11 protein-coding genes are annotated in these 12,786 nt (G+C 47.4%); 8 read left to right on the top strand and 3 right to left on the bottom strand.

Annotated features, from left to right (window positions below; genetic code table 11):
* Window positions 1-683: 683 nt before the first annotated feature.
* From GJU87_RS09380 to GJU87_RS09345, 8 genes are all read left to right on the top strand, one after another.
* Entirely contained in the window at window positions 684-842 is a 159-nt protein-coding gene (locus tag GJU87_RS09380; protein WP_153639279.1) for a hypothetical protein, read from the top strand.
* A gap of 1,082 nt (window positions 843-1,924) precedes the next feature.
* Window positions 1,925-2,878 carry a sensor histidine kinase gene (locus GJU87_RS09375; protein ID WP_153639278.1) on the top strand — a complete coding sequence of 318 codons (954 nt, stop codon included), beginning with the start codon at window positions 1,925-1,927 and terminating at the stop codon, window positions 2,876-2,878.
* Complete coding sequence (locus GJU87_RS09370) at window positions 2,875-3,516, top strand: response regulator transcription factor (protein ID WP_194831490.1); 642 nt, start codon at window positions 2,875-2,877, stop codon at window positions 3,514-3,516. Before GJU87_RS09375 ends, GJU87_RS09370 begins: the two co-directional genes overlap by 4 nt.
* Before the next feature lie 98 nt (window positions 3,517-3,614).
* Window positions 3,615-4,934 (top strand): alginate export family protein, encoded by a 1,320-nt coding sequence (locus GJU87_RS09365; RefSeq protein WP_228491933.1) that lies wholly within the window; start codon window positions 3,615-3,617, stop codon window positions 4,932-4,934.
* A 2-nt stretch (window positions 4,935-4,936) separates the two neighbouring features.
* Window positions 4,937-5,881 carry a PstS family phosphate ABC transporter substrate-binding protein gene (locus GJU87_RS09360; protein ID WP_153639277.1) on the top strand — a complete coding sequence of 315 codons (945 nt, stop codon included), beginning with the start codon at window positions 4,937-4,939 and terminating at the stop codon, window positions 5,879-5,881.
* A 56-nt stretch (window positions 5,882-5,937) separates the two neighbouring features.
* Entirely contained in the window at window positions 5,938-6,825 is an 888-nt protein-coding gene (gene pstC / locus GJU87_RS09355) for a phosphate ABC transporter permease subunit PstC (protein ID WP_228491932.1), read from the top strand.
* Entirely contained in the window at window positions 6,822-7,676 is an 855-nt protein-coding gene (pstA, locus tag GJU87_RS09350) for a phosphate ABC transporter permease PstA (RefSeq protein ID WP_153639276.1), read from the top strand. Before pstC ends, pstA begins: the two co-directional genes overlap by 4 nt.
* Window positions 7,677-7,683: 7 nt before the next feature.
* Complete coding sequence (locus tag GJU87_RS09345; RefSeq protein WP_228491931.1) at window positions 7,684-8,499, top strand: phosphate ABC transporter ATP-binding protein; 816 nt, start codon at window positions 7,684-7,686, stop codon at window positions 8,497-8,499.
* 111 nt (window positions 8,500-8,610) lie between these two features.
* Here GJU87_RS09345 and GJU87_RS09340 read toward each other — a convergent pair whose 3' ends face one another.
* Genes GJU87_RS09340 through GJU87_RS09330 form a run of 3 tightly spaced genes read right to left on the bottom strand, consistent with a single transcriptional unit; the run spans window position 8,611 to window position 12,610 of the window.
* Entirely contained in the window at window positions 8,611-8,973 is a 363-nt protein-coding gene (locus GJU87_RS09340; RefSeq protein ID WP_153639275.1) for a hypothetical protein, read from the bottom strand.
* Between the two features lie 18 nt (window positions 8,974-8,991).
* Entirely contained in the window at window positions 8,992-9,615 is a 624-nt protein-coding gene (locus tag GJU87_RS09335) for a thioredoxin domain-containing protein (RefSeq protein WP_228491930.1), read from the bottom strand.
* Between the two features lie 4 nt (window positions 9,616-9,619).
* Entirely contained in the window at window positions 9,620-12,610 is a 2,991-nt protein-coding gene (locus tag GJU87_RS09330; protein ID WP_153639273.1) for an AsmA-like C-terminal region-containing protein, read from the bottom strand.
* Window positions 12,611-12,786 lie beyond the last annotated feature (176 nt).

Below are 12,786 nucleotides of genomic sequence, written 5' to 3'. Positions count from 1 at the left end.
GCGATGGCTCTGTCGTTGACAAGAGCTCAACGACAGAAACAACAGAAACCAAAACACGTCAAAGGTAGCAAGTAGCGCAACCTGAAACTAGAAATTTTGAAACCTTTAAATCAATTAACAATGAATAATGTGTAATGAATAATTAAGAGGTGAAAGGTTCAGGTCCGCAGTCCAACGTCTTTCCTTCAGCCATTCATGTGCGGCGCAACAATGTATCCATTCCAATCGTAGCCGGAATGTGCGCCTCTGGTCGCTTCGGACCATCTAACCCGGGGCGGCGTCATCCCGGTTCCACCGTGATTCCTTCCCCCGGGCTTTGTGCTTTCAGGCCTTCAGCCTGATCACGACAGAAACGTGGATGCCATTACAAGGCCAACGGTCTTGCAGCAGTAACCCCTGGCAACGCTATGGGCCAGGGACGTCACCTGCCACCACAACGCGGTCGCGCGATAACGTGGATTGAAAAAGAGAATATTGTTTCGCCCGCAATGGCTCTGTCGTTGATAAGAGCTCAACAACAGAAACAATCGTAACGATAGTAACGACAGTAACCACAGAAACCAACAACCGTCCTCATAACAACATCAACGGAATTGCCCGTAGGGCATCAGGTATTGTAGCCAGGGTATTGCATCCCACGCCATTACACCGTAGGTGTTATTCAATACAACTCATTGAACCGGATGGAAGAAAGTATATCCCCTACGGGGAAAACGCCCCGGCTCAATGACCCGATGCTACAATACAATAACCGCTACGTGGTATTCGACTTCTACATGATGGAGACCATTGGCAAAAACCACGGAATAATTGAGTGCCATCCAATCGGGGTGGTGGCGTAACATCTGGCAGCACTCTGAAGGAGTTCAAGCTCCATAGCCCGGGGGCAGAAACCGTTAGGTCTGACCACCCCGGGTTGGCAAGTACGCACGGTCAGAGCGGTCGCGTGATGGTGCAGATTGAAACGGGAAGGTTGTTCTGACCGCAACAACGGAGGCGTTAATGAGAGCGCAACCTGAAACCCTTAAATCAATTAACAATAAATAATGTGTAGTGAATAATTAAGAGGTGAAAGGTTCAGGTCCGCAGTCCAACGTCTTTCGCCTTTCCTTCAACCATTCATGTGCGGCGCAACAATGTATCCATTCCAATCGTAGCCGGAATGTGCGCCTCTGGTCGCTTCGGACCATCTAACCCGGGGCGGCGTCATCCCGGTTCCACCGTGATTCCTTCCCCCGGGCTTTGTGCTTTCAGGCCTTCAGCCTGATCACGACAGAAACGTGGATGCCATTACAAGGCCAACGGTCTTACAGCAGTAACCCCTGGCAACGCTATGGGCCAGGAAGTCACCTGCCACCACAACGCGGTCGTGAGGTGGTGCGGATTGAAAAGCAAAGGTTGTTCCGACCGCAACAACGGAGGCGTTAATGAGAGCGCAACCTGAAACCCTTAAATCAATTAACAATAAATAATGTGTAGTGAATAATTAAGAGGTCAAAGGTTCAGGTTTGCAGTCTCGGGTCTGTCGTCTTTCTTAACACTTAAAACTTGACACTTCTTCCAACAACAGAAACAACAGTAACCATCAAAATGCAAGGGCTTTCACCTGGCCGCGAAGAACCGGAACAAAAAAGGCATGCCTGTTGGTTCAGTTAGTTTTTAGGGTTAAAGACGGGCATGTACCTTAAAGGTTGTAGTGAGACTTTTCCGGGAATGATGCTTTCGACACGCATCCATTCATCTCTTCCGGTTGGGTGAGGCCCTCTTTTAATGAATGCCAACCAAGCTTCCAGCTCTGAGGTTTATGTAATAGTGACTTGTCTTAGTCAATACCTATTTTTTTTGAAAAATCTGTTAAGCGGGTGAAAGAGGAAGCACCTGAAAACGACTAGTAAAACAGATATTGATTAGTTTTGCTAAAAAAATGTTGCTTAAGGTTGCCCTCCTGTTGTCGATGATGATTCAAATCGGTGCTGCTGTTATCGCCATTGGTTTGATTCGTCGCACCCGTTATAATGTATCCTGGATATTAATATCGGCAGGATTCGTTTTAATGGCCCTTCGGCGATTATTTGATTTCTCGACCCTTTTCTGGGAAAACCACCTGTTTTCCGGAGCTGATGTGAACAGTTGGATGGGAATTCTGATATCGTTGCTGATGTTTATTGGGGTGATATTCATCCGGCAAATATTCAATTTTCAGCAGCGGATTGATGAACTACGAAAAGTGAGCGAAATGAGGGTGTTGTCGGCTGTTATTGAGGGAGAGGAAAAAGCCCGCCAGAATTTTGCCCGTGACCTGCACGATGGTCTGGGACCTCTGTTATCCTCTATTAAAATGACAGCCAGTGCCATTGATATAACGAAGCTGGATGAAGCAAACCGGCGGATTGTGGAACGTACCTGTCAGACTTCGGATGATGCCATTGTTTCGCTGATGGAAATATCCAATCATTTGAGTCCGCACTTGCTGAAGAATTATGGCTTGACCAAGGCCCTGGAGACTTTTGCAGCCGGCCTTTTGGAAGGAACTTCCATTGCGTTTGCCATGGATTCGGAAATTCGGGAAAAACGATATGCCTATAAAATTGAAATTACCCTTTACCGAATTGTATCGGAGTTACTGAACAACAGTCTGAAACATGCGGCTCCCTGCAGGATAGCGCTTGAAATTAAGGAACGCGGTGGCAAGTTGTTCCTGTCTTACCAGGATGACGGGATTGGATTTGATCCTGCAGCGTTGGCGATTGAGCCGGATTCCGATAAAATGGGACTCGACAATATCGGTTCACGCATAAAATCGCTTAATGGTGAGATGGATATTCATTCTCGTTCCGGAGAGGGATTTAACCTGACACTTCAAATACCTGTGAAATGAAAAAACTGAATATATACCTGGTTGATGATCATGCTTTGTTTCGTGAAGGACTACGCTTTTTGTTGTCGGATATGAGGGCGGTCGGAACGATATATGAAGCGGAGAACGGGGAGCAGTTTATTCGGATGTTGCTTGATAATCCTGCAGATTTAGTATTGCTGGATATTGAAATGCCGGAGATGGGAGGAATTGAGGCGGCGCAAAAAGCTTTAGCCATTCAGCCGGATTTGAAGATCATTGCGTTGTCGATGTATTCGGACGAGAATTACTATTTGAGCATGGTTGATGCCGGGGCCCAGGGATTTCTGCTGAAGAATTCGAGCTTTGATGAAGTGAAGCGGGCCATCACCGAAGTAGCCGCGGGAAAGACGTATTTCTCAACTGAAATATTACAGTCCATTTTGCAAAGCATGAAAAGCAGGAAGGATGAATCGAAGGACAATGAACTGACCGGGCGGGAAGCAGAGATTCTTCGCCAAATTTGCAATGGATTGTCGAATAGTGAAATTGGTGAATTGTTATCCATTAGCAAGCGAACCGTCGATAAACACCGGGAAAATTTACTGCAGAAAACACAGTCGCGGAATACGGCCAATCTGGTCATCTATGCAATCAAAAATGGTTATTACAATGTGTAAATACGTATAAAGACGTAGTATCTTAAATACGTATTTGTACTGTTTCAGTAGTACAAAGGGCACGGTAATTTTGACATCGATTACCAAACCCGCAAAGCATGTACAGGAATAGTAACGCCGGCTGTTTGAAAAATATCAGCCGGTTATCGGTCAAAAGTTCCCTTTTTCTTTCAATCATTTTATTTACCAAATCTTTTGCATGGGGCCAATTGCAGGTAGATGCACAGTACCGGAACCGTTTCGAAGTGAGAGATGGTTACCGCCTGCTGACATCTGATGGAATGACCCCAGCGGTTTTTATTTCGCAACGAACCCGGCTGTCGGTTCACTATGCAACTGACGGCTTAAAAGTGACGTTCACCCCCCAGGATGTCCGCGTCTGGGGTGATGAACAACTTGCCAGCTCCACCGGCGTATATGGCGATGCGGCTTCGCTCGATCTGTTCGAAGCTTTTGTTGAGATTCGAACCGGAAGTGCTGCCTGGTTTTCCATCGGCCGCCAGCCGTTGGTTTATGACAATCAACGTATCCTGGCAGCCCGCAACTGGAACCAGAACGGATTGGCCTACGATGCCATGGTCTGGAAATGGCAGTCCAATAGCTGGAAGGTTCATGTGGGAACAAGCTGGAACTCTACCGGCGAAAATATTTCGGATAATTATTATCCTTCTAATCGAATAAAATCGTTGAGTTTTCTCTGGCTGCAACGTATTGTGTCAAAAGATTGGCAGATCTCGTTTTCTCATGTAGCCTCAGGTGTCACCCGGTCGGATGCAGATAATCACCTTTATTTCCGGCAGACAACCGGTGTTTATTCGACCTGGGGGAAAGAGAATTGGCAAGCGAAGGGCAATCTCTATTACCAGTTCGGAAAAAATCGGACCGGGACTAATGTAAGTGCTCTGTTGATGGATGCCGAAGTTACTTACCGGACAAGTCAGCTGATCCCGGGAATCAGGTTGAGCTATTTGTCTGGGAACAGCCAAACCGGGAGCGGACAGAAAACGGATCACCTGTTTGATATTTTGTACGGAGCCCGTCACCGTTTTTTCGGAGAGATGGACTATTACAGGAGTTTCACCACACAAACGCAGCAGGGGGGCCTGGTCGATTATCATTTCTTCATCAATGGCAAACTTTCAGCCAAAACAAGCCTGACCAATACCTTCCACTATTTCCGGCTGGCCCAAACCAATCAGGATACTCCAACAAACAAGAACCTGGGGTGCGAAAACGATTTCGTAATCAAACATCAACTGACGGAGTGGGGGGCTTTGGAAGGAGGATACCTGTTTTACTGTCCTTCTCAATCGCTGAAGACCCTGCAGGGAATTTCCAATGGCCGGTTTTCACAATTCTTTTACCTGCAACTGACCCTTACTCCGACACTTTTTCGAAACCAACAATCCAATATATAAGCATGATGAAAGCAGAAAAACTGAGTGTACTACTGGTTGTAATTATTTTGCTGTCGGCTTGTTCTTCCGGTAGGAAAAAAGAGCAAACGATTAGCTTGTCAGGTGCTTTTGCCCTGTACCCGCTGGTGGTTAAATGGAGCGAAGAATACCAGAAGGAGCATCCCGGTATCCGGTTTAATATCTCGGCCGGAGGAGCCGGGAAGGGGATGGCCGATGCCCTGTCGGGAACAGTTGATTTGGGTATGTTTTCACGGGCGATTTCGCCGGAGGAGAAAGCTAAGGGTGTTTGGTGGGTCGCGGTGACCAAAGATGCTGTGATACCTACCGTGAATGTTGCGAACCCTGTTTGGCCCGTTATTCAAAAGCGGGGGCTGACCCATGATGAACTTCGCCGGATTTATGTAACCGGCGAAATTACCCGCTGGAATCAATTGCCCGGCATTTCCATCGATGAAGCCATTAATGTCTACACCCGTTCCGATGCCTGTGGGGCGGCCGGTACCTGGGCGGCTTATCTGGGGGGCCGTCAGGAGGACCTGAAAGGAATTGGTGTGTTTGGCGATCCGGGTCTGGCGGATGCCGTGGTGAAAGATGAAAAAGGGGTGGGGTACAACAATACCATTTACCTGTACAATGTAAAGACGGGTCGTAAGAACCCCGGTATTGAGGTTATTCCCATCGATGTGAACGGGAATGGAATAATCGATGCCAATGAGAATTTCTACGATACGTTCAATCAGGTTTTGGAGGCTATTGGAAATGGAGCATATCCTTCGCCGCCGGCGAGAGATCTTTACCTGGTAACGAAGGGCAAACCTCAAAAGCAGGCGACGCTCGACTTTTTGAAATGGATTGTGACCAAAGGACAGGTTTTCGTATCGGAAGCTGGGTATGTGCCATTGCCGAATGAAGTGCTGGATGAACAGGTATCAAAACTTCAACAGTAATCTCCGGATTTGGGTAAGGGAAAAATAGCACAGGTGAATCAAAGAGGAAGAATGCCATGAACAGGATCAGACGAATTAGCGATTTATTGGTTAATATATGGATGCGTGCCGGACTTTATTTGCTGCTGGCAATCCCCGTATTGATTGGTGTGGGGCTTTATTGGAAGGCAGCACCGATAATTGGTGGACATTCGTTGAGCGATCTGTTATTCTCGCGGCAATGGTTCCCGATGAAAGGGGAATTCGGATTCATGCCCTTTATCTACAGTTCCGCTTATGTCACGGTTCTGGCATTTATTCTCTCAGCCCCGTTATGTCTGTTTGCCGCCATCTATCTGACCCAGTTCGGGAAACATCGTTTGCTGCAGGTGATGCTGCCGGTAATTGATATTTTGGCGGGCATTCCTTCGGTGGTGTACGGAGTGTGGGGCGTGCTGGTGATTGTTCCCGCTGTCGCGGAATATCTGGCTCCTTTGTTCGGAGTGGTCAGTTCGGGTTATTCTCTTCTTTCGGGGGGAATCGTGCTGGCGGTGATGTGCATTCCGTATATGTTGAATATGCTCATCGAAGTATTTCAGACTATCCCGGTAGGAATGAAAGAGGCATCGTTGTCGCTGGGAGCAACGCACTGGGAGATGGTGAAACATGTGATCATCAGGAAAGGTTTCCCGGGAATTCTCTCTGCATTTGGCCTTGGGATAGCTAAAGCTTTTGGCGAAACCATTGCCGTGCTGATGGTGGTAGGAAACACCCTGGATATTTCGGTTTCACCGTTTAGTTCGGGGTATCCGTTACCGGCATTAATTGCCAATAATTACGGCGAAATGATGTCGATTCCTGATTATGATTCGGCATTGATGTTTGCCGCGCTACTGCTGTTTGTGATTATTCTGATCATCAACCTGTTTTTCAGGTATTTTATTCATAAAACGGAAGAGATATGAGAACGTGGAAAGTTTGGGAGCAACGGCTTGTCAGGGGAATTTCATTTCTGGCGGCTTACTCCGTTATCTTCATTCTGTTGTTTCTTCTCTTTGTGGTATTTAGCAAAGGGCTCAAAGCACTTTCGTGGGAAACGATTTTTCGTTTGCCAAAAGGGGGATATTATTTCGGTGGCGAAGGAGGGATTCTGAATGCGATTGTTGGCTCATTTTATCTTTCGGTGGGGGCAACAGTTCTGGCTGTGATTATCGGCGTGCCGGCGGCGCTGTTCATTAATGTGCAGCTCATCCGGCTGAAAAGAACGCAAAATACCATCCGTTACCTGCTCGATGCCTTGTGGGGAATCCCTTCCATTGTTTACGGAGCTTTTGGCTTTACATTGATGTTGCTGTTGGGCCTGCATGCTTCTTTGCTTGCCGGAATTATCACCGTTGCCCTGCTGATAACGCCTATCCTGGTCAGAGCCTTCGACGAGGTGCTGAAAACGATTCCGGTGGAACTACAGGAGGCCTCTTTTTCCTTAGGTTCTACTAAAACGGAAACAGCGCTGCGGGTCATCTTTAAGCAAGGGCTGGCTGGATTTATCACGGCTTTGCTACTGGCGTTCGGCCGGGGAATCGGCGACGCTGCTTCGGTGCTCTTCACAGCCGGTTATACCGACAATATTCCGGTTACGCTCGATGAGCCGGTGGCAACATTGCCGCTTTCCATCTTCTTTCAGCTCAGTTCCCCGATTGAGGAGGTCAGGGAAAGAGCCTATGCTGCAGCGGTGGTGCTGACATTTTTCATCCTGCTGATTAGTGTTTCTGCCCGGTTTTTATCGAAACGGTATGCTAAAAACATCATCAAATAGAAAGGCCATGATTACTTATCCTGTTTTTAGTTATCAAAAAGCGAAAAGAATGGTCAACCACCAGGAGAAACAGACGCCTATCATCGAGGTGAAGGGATTAAATGTCCGTACCCGGGAAGGGGAAATACTGAAGAATATTAATCTGAAAATTCCCCGGAATAAAATCGTGGTACTATTGGGCCCCTCCGGTTGTGGGAAAACCACTTTACTGAAAAGTCTGAACCGGTTAACCGACTTACACAAGGAATTGCAGGTAAGTGGCGAGGTATTGATTGACGGAGTCGATATTCTGAAGGTTTCCCGCGACTTGCCGGCTATGCGACAAAAGATGGGCCTGCTTTCGCAACGGCCGTTCCCATTGCCGGTTTCCATCTATCGGAATGTAGCCTATGGACTAAAACTGAAAGGGATTCGTGATAAGGAGTTGATCGCTCACAGCGTCGAAACCAACCTGAAACGTGTCGGGTTGTGGGATGAGGTGAAGGACCGGCTTAACAGTCCGGCCAACAGTTTATCTATCGGGCAGCAGCAGCGTCTGTGCCTGGCAAGGGGACTGGCGGTCAAACCTGCCATCGTTTTGGCTGACGAACCGACCTCGGCGCTGGACCCGATTTCGACCAGGATTATCGAGAACCTGTTCAAAGAACTGAAAGAGCATTACACCATTATTTTGGTGACGCATGTTCTCAGGCAGGCATTACGTTTGGCCGATCATGTGGTGTTTATGTATTACGGCGACATCATCGAGCAGGGCCATCCCGACGATATTTTGAAGCATCCCAAAACCGAAGTATTAGAGAAGTATTTGGTTGATGGGAACTAGCTGATGACTAAATTCCTCAAGGAATCTAATTGTCAATTACGAACAAAAAAATCCGAAAAACAGACCGCTCTGTCATTCGGATTTTCCATCGAAAGATTCGATAACGACGTATTACTCACACCCTGAAGCGCCACGGGCTTCCACCAGCAGCTTGTCGGTAACGGCGGTTAGTTGTGCTTTCAGTTTGGCCAGGTCTGCGTCGTTTTGAATGCTGACACTCTTGGTGGAAGAGACACAGGCGCTGGTGATGATTTGGTCCAATACGTCACCGCAGTCGGTGCCGTTGCACTGGTATTTCGTGTTGTCGTAGGTCCAGTAACAGCTTTGGTCGGTACAGCAGGCGCTGGCGTCAATGGCTGTGTCGTCGGGACAGGTGGCACCGGGATTGCTGCAATACTCGTTTGAGTCAGAGGTGCTGCAGGCCGTGAAGGCCAGTGTTCCGAGCAGGGCAATTGCGAATAGTTTAGTTTTCATATGATTGTTGATTTGGTATTACAATTGAAATTCTTTCTCCAGTATCTTTTTAAAATTTTCGTACGAATAGTATCCTTTGTAGGCCCGGTTGTTCATTACAAACGTTGGTGTCCCGGTTAATTTGTTGGCCCGGAATTCGCTCACGTTGCCCCGCAAGTAGGCGTAGTTGTCGTTGTCCAGAATACACTCGGCAATCACCGGGTTGTGCTCCATGATGGTATCCAGCAGGTCGTCGAACTTTGGGGTAAATACCACTCCCGGATTGACGACCAACAGTTCATGGAACTTGTCGTAAATGCCATAACGACTGATACAACTGGCAGCTTGCAGCGCATTCAACATCTTCGGTCGTTCGCCAAAATCGAGCCATTTCACCACCAGTTTCAATTTGCCTGTGTCCAAGTAGTTCTTCTTTAATTCCGGATACGTCCGGGCGAAAAAATACCGGCAATAGGTACACTGGTAACTGGCATACATAAAAACGGTTGCCGGAGCAGCTTTATTGCCAAAAACCACATCTTCGGGCTTCTCTGTCACGGTATTTTTCAGCGTCACCGGTTGGGGAGCTTTGCTGTTGTGGCAAGCCGCGAACAGGAGCAAGCTTAAACTCAACACCAGGTATCTCTTCGCTATTTTGTTCATCTGTCTATTCATCTGTATGGTATGTCACCAGGGCCGGGTGGAACCGCATGTTCACCATTTGTTCCTGCAGGTTTACTTTAGCCACCATATTGGTTCGGTCTCTTCTGTTGTCTAAACCGGCCTTCTCTTTACCATTCTCGTATTTCGAAACCAGGTAAATCGAAGTCCGTCCCTTCGTTATATCGTCCGGATCGTCTTCGAACCCGCTATCCCGGGCCTGTTTCCGCAGATGTGCCCTCGATTTACTGGAAAGCACTTCACCCAGGAACATCCGGATATGATACGCATAATCTCCGCCAAAACTATACATTCCTAAGAACATGGCATCGAATGACGAGCTACGGATTTCCGTTTTGGGAACATACAGTTTATTTTTGAACAGGAAGATGCTGCTCTTCAGGGTACTAAAATAGAGTTGGTCCATATGCTTCAAACCGACGCCGGGAATCTTCTCTACTTCCATCACCGGTTTCACGTTCAGCAATGCCCCTTTTTCAATGGTCAGGTCGCCTTTCAGCATGAGCGAATGATAGATCGGCTCGAAGTTTTTATCCAGCACAATCTTTCCATCCATTTGGGTCGAAATGATTCCTTTCACGTGGTCGGAGGTGAAATCTTCAATCTGGATATAGTTGTGCAGTCCGTCGGCCATTTGCGAAACATTCATCTGGTCGACGTTGGTCTTGAAGTACATATCCATTTCGCCGTCCGGATTCAACTCAATTTTCAGGGAAGTCAACGCTCTGCCGCTGTAGGCATCCATGGCCATGCTGTCGAGGACATAGTAGTTTTCCTTCACCAGGAATTTGGTGTCGACGTTGGTGAACAGGTTCGTTCCGTATTTTAACTGGTTGGCATGAAAGGTACCATTCACCTTGTAGGTAAACTTCATGGTGTCGGCAGGCTGTTCCGGTTGCGTTGAAGATGCATTGAGTGAATCGCTCTTCAGGAAGCTGTCGATTAAAGCGTAATCGAGCGAATCGACACGGAAATCTCCGTGAACAGTTAATTCTTTTGGGGTATTCAGGATGGCTGCCGTATAGATATTTGAAACCGTTGTGGCTTGTGCTCCAAAATTTAATCCCAGGTATTTCCCGTTTAGTTGACCAATCCTCAGGGTGTCGTTTTTATAGTTCAAGTTTCCCGACAGGCTTTGAACACACATCAACGAATCGGGCATATCAACGATAACATTTCCGAGGGCCAGTGAAAAGTTGCTGCGGTCAAAAAGTACATCATTGAGCTGGCTGGTGATGGAATCCAGGTTGAGTTTGGCTGCCGAATGAATGTTCGCCGAAACCGTTCCGGACAATCCGTTGGCCAGTGAATCGGGCAACATCGAATACACTTCGGCCAGGTTCAGCCTGAGCTTTCCATCGAGCGAATAATCCGGTTTCATTGGATTACTCAGGGTACCTTGCAGTTGAACATCGCTGCTGTCTGTTTGCAAATGCAATTGATGAATGGCCAGTTGAAGGCTGTCGGGTTGGGTGAACTCACCTGTTATATCGGAATTCAGGTCCAGATATTTCAATTTCAGATGATAAGCAGGAACCTGTGCGGACAAGCTGTCCAACCGCAGGCTCCCTGGTTGGTAGTGCAACCTGCCGATCAGATTTCGAACCGACAACAGGCTGTCAACCGCTACATTGACATTGGAAGCCTGCAGATCAAGTGTGGTGTTGGCCGCAACCGAGTTGATAAACGGGGCGGTTAAGGAATCGGGCAATGTGCCGTGACTCGAAAGACTGGCCCGAACATTTCCGTCGATTCCCTGAACGATCGAGTCCGGTATAAAAGGTTTCCAGTCGCTCATCGCAAGGTCCAGCTTCGAGTGGAAGGAATAGGACAGGCGCTCCAGGTTTTCAACCGTACCCGTGAGACTGGCTGCGCTGTTGGCGGCCCGGAAACTGAGAGAATGGATGTTCAGCCGGGTTGTCCGGTTATTGTTTGCCGATCCGTTGGTTACATTCGCATTCAACGCAATGTTGTTTATCTCCGGGTATTCGCCGTATTGCACCCGCCCGTTGTAAAGTTGGAGGGTGGCATCGACATGCGGCAGTTGGACGGAGTCGGTTAAGTTGCCGGTGACATGGGCATCCAAATTGAGTTTTCCACCCGGTTCCTGAATACCATATTCTTTTAAATAGTTGGAAGGCAAATATTGAGTCAATCCTGCGATATTCACATTCCGGGCCTGAACAGCCAGGTCGGCCATCAGGCTTTTGCTGATGTTGATATAGCCTTTCAACGCCATTTGCGCGTTATCATCCACATCGATGTCGGCCTGCTGAACAGTCAGCGTGTCATCCTTGTAGTTCATATTGAATTGAATGGATGCGCTCTTCATTCGCTCTAGCCGGGTTTCCCGAGCATAACCGTTCGTCAGGTGGGCCAATCCGGTAATTTGTCCTGAATACTGCTGATTGTCAATCAATCCTGATAAGTTCAATTCATTCACCAGCAGGTTGCCCCCGGCTTTCAGATGGTCATCACGGTAATGGCATCTTACATTTTGAAGTTGAAGAGTTTCAACATTCAGGTAAATAGAATTGGACGATGTATCGATTGCTTCTGTTTGAGTGGTGTCTATCAGAAAATCATAATTGCTCTTTCCCAGACTATCCACCCGGTAGAATGCATCAGCGTTTTGTATTTCCACCTTTTTTACCTCGAAAATACCTTTCAACAGAGGTTTCACCTCGAACGAAACATACAGGTTTCCAGCATTGAGCAAGGTATCCCGGGAATTTTCCAGTGTATCGGGGGAGCTAATCAACAGATTTTTACACTCGAGGGTAGCTAACGGAAATCGTTGAATCAGGGAGAACTGGATATCTCCAACCTGGATGGGAATATCGGTCGTTTTACTGACCTGATCCAAAGCCAATCTAACGATTCGATTCTGGGCCAACCCGGCCACAACAACCAGCAGGATGACGAACAGAAAGATCGAAAGCAACGTATATAAAAAAATCTTACCGGCCTTTTTCATATTGGGACGAGGTTAGGCAGATGACGATAGGTAAATCAATCAATTCGATTAACAATCATGTGTTTTTTGAACGACTTACTACAAATGTAAGGAATTCGGGTAGAACATATGTTAATTAAATTGCGGTGTTTGTGGCTAATGGTAATTTAAGGTTTCTGAGGCGTTCAGCTCTTCAC

Origin of the sequence: Prolixibacter sp. NT017, assembly GCF_009617875.1 — a bacterium.
Classification (GTDB): Bacteria; Bacteroidota; Bacteroidia; order Bacteroidales; family Prolixibacteraceae; genus Prolixibacter.
This window is presented reverse-complemented; position numbering and strand designations above follow the sequence as displayed.

What these genes read in the sequence shown, in the direction of transcription:
- pstC (WP_228491932.1), top strand. Translation starts at nt 5,938, where the DNA reads ATGAACAGGATCAGACGAATTAGCGATTTATTGGTTAATATATGGATG.
- GJU87_RS09340 (WP_153639275.1), bottom strand. Translation starts at nt 8,973, where the DNA reads ATGAAAACTAAACTATTCGCAATTGCCCTGCTCGGAACACTGGCCTTC.
- GJU87_RS09370 (WP_194831490.1), top strand. Translation starts at nt 2,875, where the DNA reads ATGAAAAAACTGAATATATACCTGGTTGATGATCATGCTTTGTTTCGT.
- GJU87_RS09335 (WP_228491930.1), bottom strand. Translation starts at nt 9,615, where the DNA reads ATGAACAAAATAGCGAAGAGATACCTGGTGTTGAGTTTAAGCTTGCTC.
- GJU87_RS09365 (WP_228491933.1), top strand. Translation starts at nt 3,615, where the DNA reads ATGTACAGGAATAGTAACGCCGGCTGTTTGAAAAATATCAGCCGGTTA.
- GJU87_RS09345 (WP_228491931.1), top strand. Translation starts at nt 7,684, where the DNA reads ATGATTACTTATCCTGTTTTTAGTTATCAAAAAGCGAAAAGAATGGTC.
- GJU87_RS09330 (WP_153639273.1), bottom strand. Translation starts at nt 12,610, where the DNA reads ATGAAAAAGGCCGGTAAGATTTTTTTATATACGTTGCTTTCGATCTTT.
- GJU87_RS09360 (WP_153639277.1), top strand. Translation starts at nt 4,937, where the DNA reads ATGATGAAAGCAGAAAAACTGAGTGTACTACTGGTTGTAATTATTTTG.
- pstA (WP_153639276.1), top strand. Translation starts at nt 6,822, where the DNA reads ATGAGAACGTGGAAAGTTTGGGAGCAACGGCTTGTCAGGGGAATTTCA.
- GJU87_RS09380 (WP_153639279.1), top strand. Translation starts at nt 684, where the DNA reads ATGGAAGAAAGTATATCCCCTACGGGGAAAACGCCCCGGCTCAATGAC.
- GJU87_RS09375 (WP_153639278.1), top strand. Translation starts at nt 1,925, where the DNA reads ATGTTGCTTAAGGTTGCCCTCCTGTTGTCGATGATGATTCAAATCGGT.